The sequence below is a fragment of the Afipia sp. OHSU_II-C1 genome, from assembly GCF_000497575.1.
In the GTDB taxonomy this organism is placed as follows: domain Bacteria; phylum Pseudomonadota; class Alphaproteobacteria; order Rhizobiales; family Xanthobacteraceae; genus Afipia.
The window spans coordinates 58,582-79,680 of sequence record NZ_APJI01000006.1 but is presented as its reverse complement, the minus strand read 5'-3'; the positions used below and the strand labels follow the sequence as shown (position 1 = coordinate 79,680).

Annotated in this window: 20 protein-coding genes; 15 read left to right on the top strand and 5 right to left on the bottom strand. The window is 63.8% G+C overall.

What is annotated here, in order from left to right:
* The first annotated feature begins 363 nt into the window (after positions 1–363).
* Entirely contained in the window at positions 364–1,308 is a 945-nt protein-coding gene (locus tag I554_RS0105550; RefSeq protein ID WP_024576034.1) for a neutral zinc metallopeptidase, read from the top strand.
* Positions 1,309–1,313: 5 nt separating this feature from the next.
* On the top strand, positions 1,314–1,865 hold the full coding sequence (gene moaB, locus I554_RS0105545; RefSeq protein WP_024576035.1) for a molybdenum cofactor biosynthesis protein B: 552 nt from the start codon (positions 1,314–1,316) through the stop codon (positions 1,863–1,865).
* A 158-nt stretch (positions 1,866–2,023) separates the two neighbouring features.
* Here moaB and I554_RS0105540 read toward each other — a convergent pair whose 3' ends face one another.
* Positions 2,024–2,959, bottom strand: coding sequence for a helix-turn-helix domain-containing GNAT family N-acetyltransferase (locus I554_RS0105540; RefSeq protein WP_024576036.1), 936 nt, complete (start codon positions 2,957–2,959; stop codon positions 2,024–2,026).
* 88 nt (positions 2,960–3,047) lie between these two features.
* A complete protein-coding gene (locus I554_RS0105535; RefSeq protein WP_024576037.1) occupies positions 3,048–3,620 on the bottom strand; it encodes a glycosyl transferase in 573 nt (190 codons plus the stop codon).
* A 228-nt stretch (positions 3,621–3,848) separates the two neighbouring features.
* Between I554_RS0105535 and I554_RS0105530 the strand changes: the two genes are divergently transcribed.
* From I554_RS0105530 to I554_RS0105510, 5 genes are all read left to right on the top strand, one after another.
* Positions 3,849–5,009 carry a PA0069 family radical SAM protein gene (locus tag I554_RS0105530; RefSeq protein ID WP_024576038.1) on the top strand — a complete coding sequence of 387 codons (1,161 nt, stop codon included), beginning with the start codon at positions 3,849–3,851 and terminating at the stop codon, positions 5,007–5,009.
* 19 nt (positions 5,010–5,028) lie between these two features.
* Positions 5,029–5,478: a VOC family protein gene (locus I554_RS0105525; protein WP_024576039.1), complete on the top strand. Its 450-nt coding sequence runs from the start codon at positions 5,029–5,031 to the stop codon at positions 5,476–5,478.
* Between the two features lie 52 nt (positions 5,479–5,530).
* Positions 5,531–6,289: a ribonuclease HII gene (locus I554_RS0105520; protein WP_024576040.1), complete on the top strand. Its 759-nt coding sequence runs from the start codon at positions 5,531–5,533 to the stop codon at positions 6,287–6,289.
* Between the two features lie 65 nt (positions 6,290–6,354).
* Positions 6,355–7,866, top strand: a complete 1,512-nt coding sequence (locus I554_RS0105515) for a glycosyltransferase family 39 protein (RefSeq protein WP_024576041.1) — start codon at positions 6,355–6,357, stop codon at positions 7,864–7,866.
* 12 nt (positions 7,867–7,878) lie between these two features.
* Complete coding sequence (locus tag I554_RS0105510) at positions 7,879–9,207, top strand: NCS2 family permease (protein WP_034461868.1); 1,329 nt, start codon at positions 7,879–7,881, stop codon at positions 9,205–9,207.
* Here the strand turns inward: I554_RS0105510 and I554_RS0105505 are convergent, their stop codons facing one another.
* Both I554_RS0105505 and I554_RS0105500 read right to left on the bottom strand, forming a co-directional pair.
* Positions 9,208–10,413 (bottom strand): MFS transporter, encoded by a 1,206-nt coding sequence (locus tag I554_RS0105505; RefSeq protein WP_029659748.1) that lies wholly within the window; start codon positions 10,411–10,413, stop codon positions 9,208–9,210.
* Between the two features lie 125 nt (positions 10,414–10,538).
* Complete coding sequence (locus I554_RS0105500; RefSeq protein WP_029659749.1) at positions 10,539–11,339, bottom strand: uracil-DNA glycosylase; 801 nt, start codon at positions 11,337–11,339, stop codon at positions 10,539–10,541.
* Positions 11,340–11,471: 132 nt separating this feature from the next.
* Here I554_RS0105500 and I554_RS0105495 point away from each other — a divergent pair, with 132 nt between their 5' ends.
* From I554_RS0105495 to I554_RS0105485, 3 genes are all read left to right on the top strand, one after another.
* A complete protein-coding gene (locus tag I554_RS0105495; protein WP_024576045.1) occupies positions 11,472–13,133 on the top strand; it encodes an electron transfer flavoprotein-ubiquinone oxidoreductase in 1,662 nt (553 codons plus the stop codon).
* Between the two features lie 147 nt (positions 13,134–13,280).
* Positions 13,281–15,086 (top strand): tetratricopeptide repeat protein, encoded by a 1,806-nt coding sequence (locus tag I554_RS0105490; protein WP_029659750.1) that lies wholly within the window; start codon positions 13,281–13,283, stop codon positions 15,084–15,086.
* Between the two features lie 132 nt (positions 15,087–15,218).
* Positions 15,219–16,103 (top strand): 4-(cytidine 5'-diphospho)-2-C-methyl-D-erythritol kinase, encoded by an 885-nt coding sequence (locus tag I554_RS0105485; RefSeq protein ID WP_024576047.1) that lies wholly within the window; start codon positions 15,219–15,221, stop codon positions 16,101–16,103.
* 107 nt (positions 16,104–16,210) lie between these two features.
* On the opposite strand, the gene I554_RS0105480 is transcribed toward I554_RS0105485, so the two are convergent.
* Positions 16,211–17,221 (bottom strand): polyprenyl synthetase family protein, encoded by a 1,011-nt coding sequence (locus I554_RS0105480; protein ID WP_024576048.1) that lies wholly within the window; start codon positions 17,219–17,221, stop codon positions 16,211–16,213.
* 106 nt (positions 17,222–17,327) lie between these two features.
* Here I554_RS0105480 and I554_RS0105475 point away from each other — a divergent pair, with 106 nt between their 5' ends.
* The 5 genes from I554_RS0105475 to I554_RS0105450 all read left to right on the top strand — a co-directional run bounded on the left by I554_RS0105475 (position 17,328) and on the right by I554_RS0105450 (position 21,072).
* Positions 17,328–17,555, top strand: coding sequence for a DUF2007 domain-containing protein (locus tag I554_RS0105475; protein WP_024576049.1), 228 nt, complete (start codon positions 17,328–17,330; stop codon positions 17,553–17,555).
* A complete protein-coding gene (locus tag I554_RS0105470; protein ID WP_024576050.1) occupies positions 17,548–18,333 on the top strand; it encodes a methyltransferase in 786 nt (261 codons plus the stop codon). The genes I554_RS0105475 and I554_RS0105470 overlap by 8 nt, the downstream gene beginning before the upstream one ends.
* A 357-nt stretch (positions 18,334–18,690) precedes the next feature.
* Positions 18,691–19,578: a S49 family peptidase gene (locus tag I554_RS0105465; protein ID WP_024576051.1), complete on the top strand. Its 888-nt coding sequence runs from the start codon at positions 18,691–18,693 to the stop codon at positions 19,576–19,578.
* A 15-nt stretch (positions 19,579–19,593) separates the two neighbouring features.
* On the top strand, positions 19,594–19,779 hold the full coding sequence (locus tag I554_RS0105460) for a hypothetical protein (RefSeq protein ID WP_024576052.1): 186 nt from the start codon (positions 19,594–19,596) through the stop codon (positions 19,777–19,779).
* Between the two features lie 360 nt (positions 19,780–20,139).
* Entirely contained in the window at positions 20,140–21,072 is a 933-nt protein-coding gene (locus I554_RS0105450) for a glycine--tRNA ligase subunit alpha (RefSeq protein ID WP_024576053.1), read from the top strand.
* Positions 21,073–21,099 lie beyond the last annotated feature (27 nt).

Here is a 21,099-nt window from a genome sequence, read left to right as displayed (position 1 = left end):
CTCAGGCGACGCAGTCGGCGACGCGGGACCAACAAATCCGACTGTCATCACCATGAATGCCCAAGGTAAAAATCGGCTTAATCGCAAAAAGGTTTGTGACGAATTCGAAATTGATTCCGAAACGTCGTGCGCATCGCGAATTGCAAGACGCACATGCGCCGCTGCCATGCAGTCAACGGCTGGAATTGCCGGTGCAGCGCGTGTTTCACTGCGGAATTCAGCCCGCATTCATGTCACGGAGTGGAAACACATCGAAATGCCGCACTAGGCAATTTTTGCCGGGCGCGGTATGAATCGTTAACAGTTACTTTGCGGCTCCGTTGCGTGTCGCCATGACGCGCTTGCCGGTTGAGGAGATTTCCGATGCGTTACGATGACTTTCGCCGCAGCGACAACATCGACGACCGCCGCGACGACAGCGGAGGTTTCGGCGGCGGAGGCGGCGGTTTCGGATTTCCGATGGGCGGAGGCGGCGGTCTCGGCATCGGCACCGTCATTGTGCTCGGCCTGATCGGCTGGGCGGTCGGAATCGACCCGCGCATTCTGATCGGCGGCGCGGAAATTCTCACCGGCGGCCAGCAGGCGCCCACCTATCAAACCGACCGCAGGACCAGCAGCCCGCCGAAGGCCGGCGCACCGACGGACGAAATGGGCAGCATGATCGCCGGCGTGCTCGGCGAAATCGACGACCGCTGGAGCGAAATCTTCTCGGCCAGCGGTCAGACCTACCGCGGCCCGCGTATCGTGCTGTTCCGCAATGCCACCAACGGCGGCCGCTGCGGTATGGCGCAGTCGGCCATGGGCCCATTCTATTGTCCGCCGGACAAACAGATTTTCCTCGACACCGGATTCTTCCGAGAGGTCGAGACCCGGTTCCGCGGCTGCTCCGGCAATGCGTGCAAGTTCACCGCGGCCTACATCATCGCGCATGAGGCAGGTCACCACATCCAGAACCTGCTCGGCATCCTGGACAAGGCGCGCCAGATGCAGGAACGGGCCGGCAGCAAGGCCGAGGCGAATGCGATCCAGGTCCGCGTCGAACTGCAGGCGGACTGCCTCTCCGGCGTGTGGGTCAATCGCGAGGAGAAGAAGCGGCCCGGCTTCCTCGAAGCAGGCGACATCGATGCGGCGTTGCAGACCGCGTCCGCGATCGGCGACGATACGCTGCAACGGCAGGCCCAGGGCCGCGTCGTGCCCGACTCGTTCACGCACGGATCGGCCGCGCAGCGCAAGCGCTGGTTCATGACCGGCTATCAGCAGGGCAGCGTGCAGGCCTGCAACACGTTCGCGCCCGGCGTGCAGCTTTAGCCGTCATGTCTGTAGCCAGCGATGCCCGTCCTTTTATCCCGCTCAACATCGCGGTGCTGACCGTGTCCGATACGCGCGCGCTCGCCGACGATAAATCCGGCACGACGCTAGTGGACCGGTTGACGGCGGCAGGCCATCGTCTCGCCGCCCGCGACATCGTCACCGACGATGTCGAGGCGATTCGCGCGAAACTGAGAGCGTGGATCGCCGATCCCGGCGTCGATGTGGTCATCACCACCGGCGGCACCGGCTTCACCGGCCGCGATGTGACGCCTGAAGCCGTCGAGCCGCTGTTCGAGAAGCGGATGGACGGTTTCTCGATCGCGTTTCACATGATGAGCCACGCCAAGATCGGCACATCGACCATTCAGAGCCGCGCCACGGCCGGCGTTGCCGGTGCGACCTATATTTTCTGCCTGCCGGGTTCGCCGGGGGCATGCCGTGACGGATGGGACGGCATTCTGGCGGCTCAACTCGATTACCGCACCAAGCCGTGCAACTTCGTCGAGATCATGCCGCGGCTGGACGAGCATCTGAAGCGCGGCAAGGCGAAGTAGGACCGGCAACTATCGTTGGCTGAGAGTTTTTACCAGCCACGCAAAGACCCTCCGCAAGGCGTGGCGACGTGCTTCAAGACGAAGGCGCTTCGCGTCGATCTTGTGAAACGCGATGAGGTCCGGCGTGATGCGCCGCGCTGGTTCGCGACGCGAGGACATCACAGGTCAAGCTCCCACGTCTCGCCGATCAGGTCGTGACCGAAACTGTGGTGCGGTTCGGTCGCGACATGCACGAACCCTGCTTTCTGGTAAATGCCGCGCGCGGCAAGCAGCATACTCTGGGTCCACAGCGTGATCTTGCGGTAGCCGCAATCGCGCGCGAAAGCGATGCACTCGTCGACCAGCCGCTTGCCGATCCCGAAACCGCGTCCCGCCGGATCGATCAGCAGCAAACGAATCTTCGCCACGTCATCGGTGTGCTTCACCAGAAACACCGAGCCGACGCGCTGGCCGTCCATCTCGGCAATCCAGCATCGTTCGCGTACGGGATCGAAATTGTTCAGGAACTGCGCCGCGATCTCCGCGCACAGGGCTTCGAACGAGATGTCCCAGCTGTACTCGCGCGCATAGAGCATGCCATGCTGCTGCACGACCCAGCCCATGTCACCGGGCTTGTGGGTACGCAAGGTCACTTCGGGACGCGGGGCTTCGTCGCCAAGCAGCCGTTCGATGGTCGTCATCGCGGCGACAAGGCGTTCTTCGCCGCCCGCCGGCAATGCCGCGATCATCTTGCCGACTTCATCATGGGATGCGCGCTCGAGACGGGTGAAGGCCTGCTTGCCCTTGGCGGTGAGCGCCAGTTCGAATTGCCTGCGGTCGGCGGGGACCGGCTTGCGCGTGATCAGTCCCTGATCGGTAAAAGCCTGGACGATGCGGCTGAGGTACCCCGGATCGAGGCCAAGCCCGGCGCCGATCTCCTTGGCGAGGGCGCCATCGCGATGCGCCAGTTCGAACAACACGCGGGCTTCTGTCAGCGTAAACGGACTTTCCAGCAGATGCTGTTCGAGCACGCCGATCTTGCGGGTGTAGAAGCGGTTGAACCGCCGGATCGCGGCGATCCGGCCGCCGTTTCCGCTGTCATGAAGGGTGTCCATCGGCCAGCAATGCCTCGTCCTGATGTGACGGGCATTTTGGCATGATTGTTGACGGGGTCAACTAATAAGTTGACGCGGTCAAGTATTATCAGGCGGCCACGAAAATCCGGGTTCGCAGCACCGCACGGCCGGCGCGGCCGATCTTCGAGATCAGTTTGGCCTCCGCCCGTCGCGCAGCGGGGGCATAGCCGCCGACCCGCTCATAATGATCGCGGGAAATCAGCAAGCCCTGGTCGGGAGAGGGGCCGGAGATGAAGCGCGCGAGCGATTTCACCCCGTCGCGCACCGTGGCGTCTTCATAAGGAGCGCGCGCATAGCGGAAGATGCCGGCCCGCTGGCGGCCGCTCAGGGAGACGTTCTGGATGAATTGTGAGGTTTCGTCGATCCAGCCCGAATCCAGCACCGCGCCCGGAAGCAGGAACAGCAGCCAGGGAGACCGGCTTTGCTCGGCGCCCGCCGCGAGCGCCGCAGCGCGCGAGCCGTCGAACTTCAGAAAATTGCATCCGGCGACATCCGCCACCCGCTCGATGGTGTCGGTCTGCGAGCGATCGACCAGCACCACGTCCCGGATGATGCCGGCGGCGGCACCCGGCACGAGGGCCGCGAGGGTGGCAACAACGGGTTGCTCGACGCCTTCGGTGGGAATGACAACGCTGATCATGACTTGGTGAAATATGTGATAGCCGGACGACAGATGCGGCATCGTTATCATCTTGTCACACTCAGGACAGCCCGTCAGGTGCAGCTTTTTGCGGCATTCATTAACGGCCGTGATCCGGGGCCGGTCACCCTCGGAACAACCCCGCCGGGGCGAACGGGCTTCAAAAGAATCTGTGGGAGGGGTTGCTGAAGTTCTTGTTTTGTTCTCATGCGATGTTATGTTCTTTCCATGAGTCATGCATCCCATGCCCTCAAACACCCGCCGGTGACGCCGCCCTCTGATCCGGCGGGTGGTCCTTCTCCCTTTGCCGAGATTGAAGTGGCGATCGACCGCCAGCGGCGCAGGGGCCGCGGCGCGCAGTCCAATGTCAGCGGACGTTATGAGGCCGAGGCGCGCGTCACTTTCGACGACGGCTGGCAGAGTCTCGAAGACCTGCCTCCCTTCAAGACCACTGTCGCCGTCGATACCGCCCGCAAGGTTATCACCCGCAACGACTCGCCCGATATCGGCTTCGACCGTTCGATCAATCCGTACCGGGGATGCGAGCACGGCTGCGTCTATTGCTTCGCGCGTCCGACCCACGCCTATCTCGGATTGTCGCCGGGGCTCGATTTCGAGTCCAAACTGTTCGCCAAACCCGACGCGCCGGAACTGCTCCAAAAGGAACTGTCTGCGCCGGGCTACGAGCCGCGCATGATCGCGATCGGAACCAATACCGATCCGTATCAGCCCATCGAGCGCGAGCACAAAATCATGCGCGGCATTCTCGAAGTGTTGGAGCGCACCGGGCATCCCGTCGGCATTGTCACGAAATCCGCGCTGGTGACGCGTGACATCGACATTCTGGCGCGGATGGCGAAACGCAATCTCGCCAAGGTCGCGATCTCGGTGACAACGCTGGACCCCAAACTCGCCCGCACCATGGAGCCGCGCGCCGCGACCCCGCCGAAGCGGCTGGAGGCGCTGCGACTGCTGGCGGAGGCCGGAATTCCGACCACGGTGATGGTCGCACCCGTGATCCCGGCGCTGAACGATTCCGAGATCGAGCGCATTCTGGATGCCGCCGCGCATGCCGGGGTCAAGGAAGCGAGCTATGTGTTGCTGCGGCTGCCGCTTGAAGTGCGCGATCTGTTCCGCGAGTGGCTGATGGCGAATTATCCGGACCGCTATCGCCACGTCTTCACGCTGATCCGCGACATGCGCGACGGCCGCGACTACGACTCGCAGTGGGGCACCCGCATGAAGGGCACCGGGCCGATGGCATGGATGATCGGGCGGCGGTTCGAGATCGCGTGCGAGAAGCTCGGCCTCAACAAGCGGCGTTCCAGGCTGACGACCGCGCACTTTGCGCGGCCCAAGCCCGCAAACGAGCAACTGGATCTGTTCTGACTGCAAAGGGCGCTGTGTGATGAGTCTCCCCAAACCGGTTGCGCGATTCACCGTCGTGACCCTCGGTGTCAGCGACATGCGCCGGAGCATCGCGTTTTACGAGTCTCTGGGCTTTGAGCGAAAGCTCCAAGTGACAGGCGAGGAAGTCGCGTTTTTCGACACCGGTGCGACGGTTCTGGCGCTGTATTCATGGGACAAGCTGGCGCTGGATGCCGCTATTCCGGTGCAGCCGCAGCCCGCAGGCTTTCGGGGAATCACCATGGCGTGGAACTGCCGAAGCGAGAGCGAAGTCGATGACGTGCTGGCGTTCGCCGTCGCTCAAGGCGCGCGGCTGCAAAAGGGCGCGCATCGCACCGATTATGGCGGGTATTCGGGATATTTCACCGATCCCGACGGCCATCCCTGGGAAGTTGTCATTGCCCCCGGCATTGAGGTCGGGGATGACAGGCGTGTTCATCTGCCGGAATAATAGTGGGGATTAGCGGTTGCGCGTTCTACTTTAAGAACGCAAGCATAGCCGCATGAGTCGAACAAAGCCCTCCGCAGTTCCCGTTGCTGCAAAGAAAGCAAAGCCAACCGGTGTCATTGCCGTTACGCCGCCGAGCTTTCGCCGCGAGCGCGCGCTGATCAAGCGCGGTGTCTGGCCGGTCGCGGGTTGCGACGAGGCGGGACGGGGACCGCTCGCCGGTCCGGTGGTGGCCGCCGCTGTCATTCTCGATCCGAAACGAATTCCCAAGGGACTCGATGACTCCAAGCGCCTGACGCGGGAGCGCCGCGAGGAACTGTTCGAGGAAATCTGCGCCACCGCACTGGTGTCTGTCGTCACGGCGCCGCCGTCGCGGATCGATCGCGACAATATCCTGCGTGCATCGCTGTGGGCGCTGGCGCGCGCGGTGCGTGCGCTGCCCGAGACGCCGAAGCATGTGTTTGTCGACGGCCGCGACCGGCTGGCCGTGTCCTGCGACTGCGAGGCGGTGATTGGCGGCGACGGTATTGTTGTGTCGATCGCGGCTGCCTCGATCGTCGCCAAGGTCTCGCGCGACCGGCTGATGTGCCGGTTGGCACAGGATTACCCCGGCTACGGCTTCGAGCAGCACATGGGGTACGGTGTTCCGGCGCATCTCGAAGCGCTCGACCGGCTCGGCCCGACGGTCCATCACCGCCGCTTTTTCGCGCCTGTCGCGGCGTCGCGCCGCAAGCATTTTGGGGACGACGACACTCCGAAGGCTGCCCAGATCGAGATGGTCATGTCGCCCGAAGAGGCCGTCGCGGCGATCTGAGCGGTTCGGTTGCCTGATCGCCTTGTGCACTTTATCAGTGACGAACCTCTCGGCTCAGGCGTTTCATGCGTTTCACCTCCCTGATCGTTGAACTGGTCCGCGCCCGGCCCCGCCTGATCTTCTGGCTCGTGGTGCTGGCGCAGGCGGCGCTGTGGCTGTTCCTGCCCTGGCTGCTGTATGGAAGCCCGCCGGGCGAAGTCGCCACGGTGCTGGCGTTCGGCCGGGAATATCAGGTCGGCACCCATCTCGGTCCGCCCGCGGCGTTCTGGCTCGCCGATGTCGCTTTCCGCCTGTCCGGCAATCACATCTTCGGCGTCTACCTGCTGTCGCAGCTCTGCTTCATCGTGACGTTCTGGGCGCTGTTCGCGCTCGGCCGCGCCATCGTCGGCGGGCAGCAGGCGGTTCTTGCGGTGGGACTGACCGCGACCATCACCGCCTTCGCCTTTCCCGGCGCCGAGTTCGGTCCGCTGATGCTCGCGCGGCCACTCTGGGCGCTGACGCTGCTTCATACCTGGCAGATCATCGGGCAGGGGCGGCGCAGCGCGTGGTTCATGCTGCCGGTCGAGATCGGTCTCCTGATCCTGACTACGTCGGCGGCGCTGCCGCTGCTGGTCATGCTCGCGTTCTTTGTGCTGGCGACCCATAAGGGCAGGCGCGCGCTGCTCTCGACCGATCCGCTTTATGCGGCCGTCGTGGTGTTCGTGGTGGTGCTGCCCTATCTGGTGTGGCTGCTGCGGGCGGATGCGGCGATGCTGCCGTCATTGCCGGCGGTGACGCAGTTGCAGGACCGGCTGCTCGGATGGGGCGAACTTCTGGCCGGGCTGCTGTTCGCGCTCTCGGGCGTGGTGCTGCTGCTGATCGTCAACTCGCGTTACCTCGACCGCAAGGCGGACGATCCGCCGCTGATCTTCCGTCCGCCGCTCGATCCGTATGCGCGCCTCTATGTTTACGTGTTCGCGCTGGTCCCGCCCGTTGTTCTGAGTTTCATTGCGGCGCTGTTTGACAGGGATCAGATCATCGGCGGCGACGGCGTTGCGCTGCTGCTGTCCGGGCTCGCCATCATCGTCGCCGCGGGCGATCTCATCGCACTGCGGCGGCAACAGCTTTTGCGCTCGGTGTGGCTTGTGATCATGGCGGCGCCGGTGGCCGTCATTCTCGGCATCACCTTCATCCAGCCGTGGATCGGAAGCGCCGAGGTGAAGACATCGCTTCCGGCGAGCGAGATCGGGCGCTTCTTCGGCGAGAGCTTTGAGCGGCGCACCGGCCGTCCGCTCGCGGCGGTCGCGGGCGATCCGCAGATCGCGACGCTGATCGGCTTCGCCGCGGCGTCGCGCCCGCATGTGATGTTCGATGCGACACCGCAGCAGACGCCGTGGATGACGTCGGCGCGCTTCAACGAGAGTGGCGGCGTGGTGGTGTGGCGCGCTGCGGATACCGCAGGCACCCCTCCCGAAGATATTCAGAAACGCTTTCCCGGTCTTGTGCCGGAAGTGCCGCGCGCGTTCGAGCGCACGGTCAGGGGCCGCCAGCCGCTGTTGCGGATCGGCTGGGCCATTGTGCGGCCGAGGCCGAGATAGCAGCGAGGCGAGATGAGCGAACCGTCGCAGACGTCCCTGGAATCCATCGTCGATCGCCGGTTCGGCCTCACCCAAAACGGCACGAACGTCCGCACCGAATTCGTCGCGGGGTTCACGACGTTCCTGACCATGGTCTACATCGTGTTCGTTAATCCCACGATCCTTGCCAATGCGGGCATGGACAAGGGCGCGGTGTTCGTCGCCACATGCCTTGCGGCGGCGGTCTCGTCGCTGGCGATGGCGTTTCTGGCGAATTACCCGATCGCGCTTGCGCCCGGCATGGGGCTCAACGCGTTCTTCGCGTTCACCGTGGTGCTCGGCTACAAGTACACATGGCAGCAGGCGCTGGCCGCGGTGTTCTGTTCAGGCGTGATCTTCTTCGCGCTGACGTTTTTCCGGCTGCGGGAATATGTCATCGACGCCATTCCGCGAAACCTGAAGTTCGCGATCTCCGCGGGTGTCGGGCTGTTTCTCGCGATCATCGCGCTCGAGCAGGCCAGGATCATTGTCGCCAGCCCCGCGACACTGGTCACTGCGGGGCCGATCGGTGTCGCGAATCCGGCCCCCGTGCTGTGTCTGCTGGGGTTCGCGCTGATCGTGGCCATGAATGCGCGCAACATTGCCAGCGGCACATTGATCGGCATTCTCGCGGTCTCGCTGCTCGGGCTGCCGATGGGGCTTACCAGCTTCACCGGCGTTGTGTCGCTGCCGCCGTCGCTGTCGCCGACCCTGTTCCAGCTCGATTTCTCGCGCGCCACCGAACTGACATTCCTGGTCGTGGTGTTCAGTTTTCTGTTCATTGACGTATTCGACAATGCCGGAACGCTGATCGGCGTCACGCACCGGGCAGGTTTTCTCGACAAGGACGGCAATCTGCCGCGCATGAAGCAGGCGCTGATGGCGGACAGCTTCGCCGCGATGTTCGGCGCGCTGATCGGCACCTCGACCACCACGAGTTACATCGAAAGCGCCTCCGGCGTCGCCGCCGGCGGGCGCACCGGACTGACCGCGGTGTTTGTCGCGCTGTTCTTTCTGCTGGCGCTGTTCTTCGCGCCGCTGGCCGGGATGGTGCCGGCCTATGCGTCCGCTGCCGCGCTGCTCTACGTTGCCTGCGTGATGACACGCGGTCTTGCGGACATGGCGTGGGACGACGTGACCGAGTACGCGCCGGCGGTTGTCACCGCCATTGCGATGCCGCTGACCTATTCGATCGCGACCGGCATCGGGCTTGGCTTCATCACCTATGCGGTGATCAAAATTCTCGCGGGCCGCTTCTCGGATGCAAAGCCCGCCGTGATGCTGCTCGCAATTGTCTTCGTGGTGAAATTTGCAATCGGCTGATCAGGCCGCCACGCGCCGCTGCGTCAGCGCGGCGAGCACGAGGCTTGTCAGCGCGAGTGCCACCGCCGGGAACACGACGATGTTGACCATCGACCAGCCATGGCTGGCGAGCAGCTGGCCCGAAGAGAACGAACCGATCGCTACGAGGCCGAACACGATGAAATCGTTGAAGGCCTGAACCTTCTTGCCTTCCTGCGGGCCATGCGTCTCCACGATCAGTGCGGAAGCGCCGACGAACGAGAAATTCCAGCCGACGCCGACCACGAACAGTCCCGCCCAGAAATGCATCGCGGTGATGCCCGAGAGTCCGATCACGGCGGCGATGGCTTCCAGGATCAGGCCGACCGCGGCGACCTTCGCCGCGCCGAAGCGCGCGATCAGATGTCCGGTGAAGAAGCTCGGCCCGAACATCGCGACGATGTGCCACTGGATGCCGAAGTTGGAATCGCTCAGCGACAGTCCACAGAACTTCATCGCCAGCGGGGCGGACGTCATCAGGAAGTTCATGCCGGTGTACGAGACCGCGCCGCAGATCACGGCGGCGATGAACCGTGGTTGTTTGATGATCTCGGTGAGCGGCCGTCCTCCGGTTATTTGCGCGGCGACAGGCTTGGGCGCATTGACGCCGGCAAGCACCGCCATCGCGATCAGCGCAACGACGGCCTGAACCAGAAAGCTCACCGCAAACAGATAAGGCGGCCACAGATCCATGGTCCACTGCACGAGCTGTGGGCCGAGCACGCCTGCGAACACGCCGCCCGCCATCACCCACGAGATCGCCTTCGGCCGGTACGCGGCGCTGGCGCTGTCGGTCGCGGCGAAGCGATAGGATTGCGAGACCGCGCCGTAGACGCCGCCGAGGAACGTCGCGAAGCAAAACAGGGCGAACGAGCTTTGCAGGATGGCGATCGCGGCGAGGAGGCCGCACAGCGCTCCGCACGCGGTGCCTGCGATGAAGGCCGCGGGGCGGCCGTAAGCCTGCGAGATCATGCCGGTGGGCAGCGTGCCGGCCGCGAGGCCGAGCATGTAGATCGACAGCGGCAGGGTCGCGAGCGACATGCTGGGCGCGAGCGTCGCGCCGACGATCGAGCCGGTCGCAAACACCACGGCGGCATTCGCGCCGGTCAGGGCCTGTGCGACCGCAAGACGGCGGACATTCGCCCGCGCGCGCGTGTCGTCAATGGCTTCTGCCGTGTTGACCGTCATATTCATCGTCAATGCTTCGCGGTTATTTCTTTCCGCGTTTATGGATGTAAATAGGAGATTATTCTACGGCCAATCCTGATATGGCCGCCATGCGAGGCTTGCGATGCAGGTGGAAAGAGGCTGGCTCAGTTTGTCTTGCCGGCCTGCAGAACCTTCTGGATCGCGCGCAGGTCCTGCCAGGTCATCCGCTTGTAGATCGGCTGCCGCAGCAGATAGGCCGGATGGAAGGTCGCCATCGCTTTGATCTTGCGTGTGCCGGTGTCGTAGTCGAACCACTTGCCGCGCGTCTTCATGATGCCGTCCTTGAGGTCGAGCACTGCCTGTGACGACGGCTTGCCGAGGCAGACCAGCACGTCGGGATCGACCAGTTCGATCTGCCGCCGGATGAAGGGGAGGCAGATCTGCGTTTCCTGCGGCGACGGATCGCGATTGCCGGGCGGCCGCCACGGAATGATATTGGCGATGTAGGCCGTGGTGCGGTCGAGGCCGATCGACGCCATCATCAAATCGAGCAGCTTGCCGGAGCGTCCGACGAACGGCAGTCCTTCGAGATCCTCGTCGCGTCCCGGCGCTTCGCCGACGAACATGATCTTCGCTTGTGGATTGCCGTCGGCGAACACCAGCCGCGTCGCGGTCGACTTCAGCGCGCAGCCGTCGAATCGTTCGAGCAGGTCGCGCAGTTCCTGCAATGACGCGGCCCTCGGCGCGATCTCGCGCGCTGATGTGATTGCGGCGTCGGGTGCGGGCACGGGCTCCGCACGCACCGGCGCGGGCGCAGGGTTCGCAGTGCGGAACAACGCGGGTTTGGCCGCCGGCCGTTCCTCGGTTGCCGCGTCTTCGGACAAACGATTGACCGGGGTCTCCGACAACGCACAATCCACCCCTGCTTCCAGATAGAAAGCGAGAAGTTGGCGCGCGGTGGGCATTTGTTCGGGGGCGGTCACGAGACCCAATGTAGATCGGATTGCGTTGCAGCGAAACGGGGTTGTTCTTGCGTCAAAAATCGGGAAGAACGATGATTAGAAGCATTCTGAACCACCCCATTTTGAGATGAGATCATGAGCACCGAAGAGCTGCCGCCACGCGATTCCATGGAATTCGACGTTGTGATCGTCGGAGCAGGCCCCTCGGGCCTCAGCGCAGCCATCCGTCTGAAGCAGATCAATCCGGATCTCAGCGTGGTCGTGGTTGAAAAGGGCTCCGAGGTCGGCGCGCACATTTTGTCCGGCGCGGTGATCGATCCGGTGTCGCTCGACAAGCTGGTCCCGGACTGGCGCGAGGACGCCGACTGCCCGCTCAAGACCCAGGTGAAGGACGATCAGTTCTTCTGGATGACGGGAAGCGCGGCCATCAAGCTGCCGAACTTCATGATGCCGCCGCTGATGGACAACCATCACTGCTACATCGGCTCGCTCGGCGACGTCTGCCGCTGGCTTGGCCCGCGCGCCGAAGCGCTCGGCGTTGAAATCTATCCAGGCTTCGCTGCCGTTGAGGTGCTGTACGGCGAGAACGGCGAGGTGCGCGGCATCGCCACCGGCGACATGGGCGTCGGCCGCGACGGCAAGCCGAAGGACAGCTTTACGCGCGGCATGGAGCTGCTCGGCAAGTACACACTGTTCGCCGAAGGCGCGCGCGGCTCGCTCACCAAGCAGCTGATTGCGAAGTTTGAACTCGACAAGGGCCGAGAGCCCTCGAAGTTCGGCATCGGCCTCAAGGAGGTCTGGCAGATCGATCCGGCCAAGCACAAGAAAGGGCTGATCCAGCATTCCTTCGGCTGGCCGCTGAACATGTCCACCGGCGGCGGATCGTTCCTCTATCACTACAACGAAAATCTCGTCGCCGTCGGTTTCGTGGTGCATCTGAACTACGACGATCCGTATCTGTCGCCGTTCGAGGAATTCCAGCGCTTCAAGACCCATCCCAAGATCAGCCCGGTCTTTGAAGGCGCCAAGCGCATCGCCTACGGCGCGCGCGCGATCACCGAGGGCGGCTATCAGTCGGTGCCGCGCCTGACCTTCAAGGGCGGAGCGCTGATCGGCTGCGCCGCGGGCTTCGTCAACGTGCCGCGCATCAAGGGCGTGCACAACGCGATGGGCACCGGCATGCAGGCCGCCGAGCACGTCGCTGCGGCGCTCGCCGCGGGCCGCGCCAATGACGAACTGGTCGCGTACGAAAACAGCTGGCGCGAGTCCGCCGTCGGCAAGGACCTGTTCAAGGTCCGCAACGTCAAGCCGCTGTGGTCGAAGTTCGGCACCGTGATCGGCGTCGCGCTCGGCGGTCTCGACATGTGGACCAACACGCTGTTCGGTTTCTCATTCTTCGGCACCCAGTCGCATGCCAAGCCCGATCGCAAGACGCTTGATCCCGCCAAACAGCACAAGCCGATTCCCGGACCGAAGCCTGACGGCAAGCTGACCTTCGACCGGCTGTCGTCGGTATTCCTGTCCAACACCAACCACGAGGAGGATCAGCCGATCCATCTCAAGGTCGCGGACATGAACCTGCAGAAGACCTCCGAGCACGATGTGTTCGCGGGTCCCTCGAACCGCTATTGCCCGGCGGGCGTTTATGAGTGGGTTGGCGAGGGCGCGGATTTGCGGTTCCAGATCAATGCGCAGAACTGCGTCCACTGCAAAACCTGCGATGTGAAGGACCCCAACGGCAACATCACCTGGGTTCCGCCGGAAGGCGGCGGCGGGCCTAATTATCAGTCAATGTGAGCACGATTGCGCGAGATTCGCGGACCGGCCACGATTGCGCCACAGTAGCTGGGCTCCTCGACCGGCCGCTCGAATCCTTGCGGATGCGGGCTAAACAAGCCATTGTCCCGGTGCTGCTGGCCTGACCGGTCGCACCCCTTTCAATCCATGGAGCCGGCGAGCGTGATCCTCCAACGTCGTTTCAGCCGCGTGGCCGTCGCCACTCTCGCGTTCGCATCGGTTCTTGCGTCCGCCGGTCCGCTTGCGGCCCAGACCCGCACAAGCGCCAGCGAAGACGCCAAGCAGGCGCCGTATCCAAGTGCGCGCGATCTGATCGGTCTCACGGTCTCCGGCAGCTACCTCGCCGCGCGCCATGCCAGCGTCGATCGCGATGCGACTGCTGCCGCGGCGTTCTATCGCGCCGCGCTGCGCTCGGACCCGAAGAACAATGAACTGCTCGACCGCGCGTTTATCGCCTCGCTTGCCGATGGCGATATCGACGAAGCCGTGAAGCTAGCCGACCGCATTCTCACCATCGACAAGAACAATCGCGTCGCGCGGCTGGTGGCGGGCGTGCGCTCGCTGAAGCAGAAGCAATACGGCGCCGCGCAGCAGAACATCAATCAGTCGGTCCGCGGGCCGATCACCGATCTGGTCGCGACGCTGCTGTCGGGCTGGGCGAGCTACGGCGCGGGCAACACCCAGACCGCGATCAGCGCCATCGACAAGCTCGCGGGGCCGGAGTGGTACCCGATCTTCAAGGACCTGCATTCCGGCATGATCCTGGAACTGGCCAACAAGCAGAAGGAAGCCGGCGTCCGCTTCGAGCGTGCCTACAAGCTCGACGACTCGGCGCTGCGCGTGTCGGACGCCTATGCGCGCTGGCTGTCGCGCAACAAGGACCCGGCTGCGGCCGCCGCCATCTATGAAGGCTTCGACAAGAAGCTCGCGCGTCATCCGCTGGTGGTGGAAGGCATTCGCGAGACCAAGGCGGGCAAGAAGCTCGCCCCGCTGGCTGAAAATCCACAGCAGGGTGCGGCCGAGGCGCTGTACGGCATCGGCGCATCGCTGACGCGCCGGGGCGGCGAGGATCTCGCGCTGGTCTATCTCCAGCTCGCGCTCTATCTCAACCCGAACCATTCGCTCGCACTGCTGTCGCTCGCCGATCTCTATGAGTCGGTGAAGAAGCCGCAGATGGCGATCAAGGTCTATGAGCGCGTGCCCGCGAATTCGCCGCTCAAGCGCAATGCGCAGATCCAGCTCGCCACCGATCTGGACGCGGTGGATCGCACCGACGAGGGCATCAAGATTCTCAACACCGTGATCGCCGAGGATTCGAAGGACCTTGAGGCGATCATGGCGCTGGGCAATATCCAGCGCGCCCGCAAGAAGTTCGCCGATTGCGGCGAGACCTACGGCAAGGGCATCGAGGCGCAGGCCGGCGCCGAGAAGCAGAACTGGGTGCTCTACTACTTCCGCGGCATCTGCTTCGAGCGCTCGAAGCAGTGGGCGAAGGCGGAGGTCGATCTGAAGAAGGCGCTCGAGATGCAGCCCGAGCAGCCGCACGTGCTGAACTATCTCGGCTACTCCTGGATCGATCAGGGCATCAATCTCGACGACGCCATGAAGATGATCCGCCGCGCTGTCGATCAGCGCCCGGACGACGGTTACATCGTGGACTCGCTGGGCTGGGCCTACTATCGCATCGCCGATTACGACAATGCCGTGAAGCATCTCGAACGCGCGATCGACCTCAAGCCGGAAGACCCCACCATCAACGATCACCTGGGCGATGCCTACTGGCGCGTCGGACGGACGCTGGAAGCCAAATTCCAGTGGGCCCATGCCCGCGACCTCAAGCCTGAGGCGGAGGAACTTCCGAAGATCGAGGCCAAGCTGCGCGACGGCCTGCCGGAGGACACGTCCAACGCGGCGGCCGCCGAGAAGAAGAAGGAAGACGGCCGGGGCGGCTGATCGCCGTTTCCGCCGTCGGCTGCGCCTCGCGATGCCATTGCCGGGCTTGACCCGGCAATCCATTGTCCTCAATAACCGCTGAGGCGCAGGCGAGCCCGCGCGATCTGTTTTCGCCCGGAATGGCTGATCCCGATGACACTGCTGACTGAAACCGCGCGCGCCAAGGTCAATCTCACCTTGCGTGTTCTTGGCCGCCGCGCCGACGGCTATCATGACATCGAGAGTCTCGTGGTGTTCGCCGACTGTGCGGACACGCTGACGCTGACGCCGGGCCCCGACCTTCTTCTTGCGACCGGCGGTCCCGGTGCGAAGGACTGCGGTGAGATGTCTGACAATCTGGTGGTGCGTGTCGCGTTGCTGCTGGGCGAACGCATTCCGGGGCTGACGCTGGGCCGTTTCACGCTGGACAAGCATCTGCCGGTCGCGGCCGGGATCGGCGGCGGCTCCGCGGATGCGGCGGCGGCGTTGCGGCTGCTGGCGCGGGCGAACAACCTTGCGATCGACGACCCCCGCATTGTCAGCGTCGCGCGCGAAACCGGCGCGGACATTCCCGTTTGTCTCGCCTCGCGTGCCTGCACCATGACCGGTGTCGGCGAGAATCTGTCGATGCTGGATATTCCCGCGATGCCGTGCGTGATGGTCAATCCGCGCGTCGGCGTTGCCACCAAGGATGTGTTCACAGCGCTCGGTCTCGGCAAGGGCGAACTTCTTGCCGGTATCGGTGATGTGATGCTGTCGCGGGGCTGGCCGGAGGACGGCGCGTCATTCGATGCGTGGATCGAGGCGATTGGACATGGCACCAACGATCTCGAAAAGCCTGCATTGAAGGTCGAGCCGATTATCGGCGATGTGCTCCAGGCGCTGCGCGAAACGGACGGCGTTCGGCTTGCCCGCATGTCAGGATCGGGCGCGACATGCTTTGCGATATTTGCAAGTGAAGCCGATGCGCGTGCCGCTGCGCAACTGATCGCGCGCGCATATCCGGCATGGTGGGTTCACGCCGGCGTGCTGAGCTGACATAATTTTCTGTCATTGCGAGGAGCGTTAGCGACGAAGCAATCCAGCTTCTTGGATGCGGCGCATTCCTGCTGGATTGCTTCGCGTGCAATGACGAAAGAGTGGCTTCAGTGCGATCTTGCCAGACAGAACGCGACGACCTGCTCGAGCGCAGTCTTCATCGGTGACGGCGGGAACAGCGCCAGCGCATCGACCGCCATCGCGCCGTAATGCTGCGCGCGGCTCATCGTGTCTTCCAGAGTGCGATGCTTGGTCATCAGACCGATGGCGTGATCGAGATCGCCGTCGCCAATCTCGCCCTTTTCAAGCGTTCTGATCCAGAATTCGCGCTCGGCGTCGTTGCCGCGCCGGAAGGCAAGCACAACCGGAAGCGTGATCTTGCCTTCGCGGAAATCGTCGCCGACGTTCTTGCCGAGCTTGGCGGCCTTGCCGCCGTAGTCCAGCACGTCGTCGATCAGCTGGAAAGCGATGCCGAGATTCATGCCGAAGGAACGGGACGCCGTCTGTTCCGCCTTGGGGCGGTTCGCGATCACCGGGCCAACCTCGGAGGCGGCAGCGAACAGTTCGGCGGTCTTGCCGCGAATGACGGCGAGGTATTCGTCTTCGGTGGTCGCGGTGTTCTTTGCCGCCGCGAGCTGCATCACTTCGCCTTCGGCGATGGTGGCGGCGGCGGAGGAGAGAATGTCGAGCGCGCGCAGCGAGCCGACCTCGACCATCATGCGGAAGGCCTGGCCGAGCAGGAAGTCGCCGACCAGCACGCTGGCCTCGTTACCCCACAGCATTCGCGCCGACAGCTTGCCTCGCCGCAATTCGCTTTCGTCCACCACGTCGTCATGGAGCAGCGTCGCGGTGTGCATGAATTCCACGGCGGCGGCGAGCTTGATATGGCCCTCGCCGGTGTAGCCGGTGAGGTTGGCCATCGCGAGCGTCAGCATCGGGCGCAGCCGCTTGCCGCCCGACGAAATCAGGTGGTTGGCGACCTCGGGGATCATCGTCACTTCCGAGCCGGTGCGCGACAGAATCGTGCTGTTGACGCGCTCCATATCGGGCGCAACAAGCTCAACCAACCGATCTATCGATGGCGTCGAGTGGCTCTCAAAGGGTACAATAACCGCCACGTCCGGTCTCCGGATGAATGTAAGGCCACAATAGAAACTGCCGTGCGATGCGGCAAGAGCAACGAACGGACCACCTAACCCGTTCCAACCGCTGGAGGCGGCTGTTTTGAAGGAATTGGTGCGGACCAACGATGCGGTGCTGGTGTCCGCGGTAGGCGCGTTGCTGGATGGCGCCAATATCCACCACCTCGTGCTCGACACTAACATGAGCATCATGGACGGATCACTGGGCGTGCTGCCGCGGCGCATCCTGGTCCATGAGGACGATGCTGTTGCCGCGCGCCGCCTGCTCACCGACGCGGGTCTGGCTCATGAACTGCGGGACGATGACTGACCCCGCCCCGACTGACATTCCGGATGTGACCGAGGACATGTTTCTCGATGGCCAGTTGCGGCTGCGCCAGCCAAGGCGCGGACACCGCGCGGGTCATGATGCGGTCCTGCTCGCCGCGGCGACACCGGCGCAACCGGGCGATCGCGTGGTGGAGTTCGGCGCGGGTGTCGGGACGGCGGGACTTTGCGTGGCCCATCGCGTCGCCGGGCTCGATCTGGTGCTCACGGAGATCGACGAAACGCTTGCGGCGCTGGCGCGGATCAATGCCGAGGCGAACAAGATCGCCGCGCAGGTGCTGACATTCGACGTGACCGCGAGCGCGGATGTCTTCGCCGTGTCCGGCCTCGGTCCCGATACGGCCGATGGTGTCCTGATGAATCCGCCGTTCAACGATGCCGCCCGACATCGGGCGTCGCCGGACCCGGCGCGGCAATCCGCGCATGTGGCCGCGGCCGATACGCTCGCGACCTGGACTCATGCGGCGCGGCGGATGCTCAAATCCGGCGGCGTGCTGACGCTGATCTGGCGGGCGGATGGACTGGCCGAGGTGCTGGCGGCGCTGGGGCGGGGGTTCGGCAGCATCGAAATCCTGCCGGTCCATCCGGGTCCGGGGACACCGGCCATCCGCGTGCTGGTAAACGCGATCAAGGGCGGGCGGGCGCCGATGGCGCTGCATCCCGGCCTGGTCTTGCTCGATATGGATGGGAAGGCGGGTCGCGAGGCTCAGGCTGTCCTCGGCGGGAAAGCCGCTCTGCCGCTGGCGAAGGTAACCCGCTGAACGCTCAGCAGGCAGGCTGCCTGCTTATTGGGTTACCCGCTTTGGCTCGGTTTCGGGTGTCTGGGTGAAGTGGATGGCGGCGAAAAGGGCGCCAATCAAAAGGATCAGGAGGTAAATCTTCATTTCTGCACCTTAGTGGCTGCGGCGTTGCAGCCTGCGTATCTGTTGCAAAGCAAAGTGCGTTCCAGTTTCTTGGGCGCGCTCCGCCGACAATGGCGAAAGCTCAAGGAAAGCGCGTCAGATCAGACCCTTAGCACGCATTTTCGGCACAAAAGACGTGCTTAACGTTTGCTCAATGTGCTGTTGGCTCCTGATGCCAGTTACCGAATAATAAACCGTGAAGATGAAGGACGTTTCATGGCTGAGAATGACGGCGGCGGTCACTTTGCCGAGAGGTTGAAAAACTTGCTGCCGGCGCGCTGGCGCGGCGAAGCGGTGGTGCCGGTTGTGCGCCTGTCCGGCGTGATCGGCGCGGTGACGCCGCTGCGGCCGGGCATGTCGCTGGCGGGTGTATCCCGGACGCTGGAGCGGGCGTTCTCGACCAAGGGCGCGAAAGCCGTCGCGCTGGTGATCAATTCGCCGGGCGGCTCGCCGGTGCAGTCGCGGCAGATCTATCAGCGCATCCGCCAGCTCGCCGCCGAGAAGAAGCTGCGGGTGCTGGTGTTCGTCGAGGATGTCGCGGCATCGGGTGGTTACATGATCGCCTGCGCGGGCGACGAGATTTTCTGCGATCCATCCTCCATCGTCGGTTCGATCGGCGTGGTCGGCGGCACGTTCGGCTTCGTCGATCTTATCAAGAAGGTCGGCATCGAACGCAGGGTCTATACGTCCGGCGAGAACAAGTCGCAGCTCGATCCGTTTCTTCCTGAAAATCCCGACGACGTCGCGCGGCTGAAGGCGATCCAGCGCGAGATTCACGACACCTTCATCACGCTGGTGAAGGACAGCCGCGGCGCGCGCTTGAAAGGCGAGGGCGACTATCTGTTCACCGGCGAATACTGGGCCGGCGAGCGCGCGGTGAAACTCGGTCTTGCGGATGCGCTCGGCGACCTGCGCACGGTGCTGCGCGCGCGCTATGGCGAGAAGGTGCAGACGCCGGTGATTGCGCCGGCGGCGGGGCTTCTCTCCGGGCTCGCGGGCCGCAAGCCCGGTGCAGGAGCGGCGCTGCCGGGTTTTCCGGGATTTTCAGAGGACCTGATCTCGGCGCTGGAAGAGCGCGCGATCTGGGCGCGTTACGGATTGTAGGACGGGAGACCGATCATGCCGCCGCTGATTTTGATCGCTGCCGGAATTCTGGGTGGCGCAGCGTTGGTGCGCCTTGCGGTGCGCGAAGGCAAGCGCATCAACCGTGAGCTCGATGACGCGCGCAAGGCGAAGCCTGCCGAGCAGGAAAGCATGCCCAAGCTGCGCCGCGATCCCGACACCGGGACCTACAGGCCGGGTTAGTCTGTCCTGAAATCAGCCGTGCCTGCGCACGTCGTTGATGGTCATGATGCAAAGTGCGGCCATGATGGCCGCGGCGGCCAGAACCTGAAAGGCAATCATTGTCGTCCCTGTCGAACAGCACCGCCGGTTTTCCCCGGCCGTTGGTTGCAATGGAGCCATTGCTAGGGGGCAGTTGCTAACGAAGTGCGGACGCGGGAAGGCGGCTTGCCGGGGCGGTTAAACCGGCGTTCGGAGGATCGCTAAAATCGCACCAATTCAGGTAGGAATCCGCATCAGGGTGGGCTATCGCCTTGATTCCGTTAGCCTGCGCCGATACGGTCCGCGCGCAAATCACCCCTTTCCAACGCTTGAAGATTTCCGATGGATTCCCTGCCTCCGCACATGCGGCCCGAGCGCTCGTTTCAGGGCCTGATCCTGACATTGCAGCGCTATTGGGCCGACCATGGCTGCGTCATCCTGCAGCCCTACGACATGGAAGTCGGCGCGGGCACGTTCCATCCGGCGACGACATTGCGCGCGCTCGGCCCGAAGCGCTGGAACGCCGCCTATGTGCAGCCGTCGCGCCGTCCGAAGGATGGCCGCTACGGCGAGAACCCGAACCGCTTGCAGCACTACTACCAGTTTCAGGTGATCCTGAAGCCGTCGCCGCCGGACCTTCAGGATCTGTATCTCAAGTCGCTCGAGGCCATCGGCGTCGATCTGCATCTGCACGATGTGCGCTTCGTTGAGGACGACTGGGAAAGCCCGACACTCGGCGCATGGGGCCTCGGCTGGGAATGCTGGTGCGACGGCATGGAAGTCTCGCAGTTCACCTACTTCCAGCAGGTTGCGGGCGTCGAATGCGCGCCGGTCGCTGGCGAACTCACCTACGGCCTTGAGCGTCTTGCGATGTATGTGCAGGGCGTCGACCGCGTTTACGACCTCAATTTCAACGGTCGCGAGGGTGACGAGAAGGTCACGTACGGCGATGTGTTCCTGCAGGCCGAGCAGGAATATTCGCGGCACAATTTCGAGCACTCCGACACTGCGATGCTGTTCGAGCAGTTCAAGATGGCGGAAAGCGCCTGCAGGAAATATCTCGATGCAGGATGGAAGGATGGCAAGCGCGAGGCGCATCTGATGGCGCTGCCGGCTTACGACCAGTGCATCAAGGCCAGCCATGTGTTCAATCTTCTCGATGCGCGCGGCGTGATCTCGGTTACCGAGCGGCAGAGCTACATCCTGCGCGTGCGCGAACTCGCCAAGGCATGCGGCGAAGCTTGGGTGCACACCGAAGCGGGAAGGGCGGCGTGAGAGGCGCGATGCCTATGCTCCCCTCCC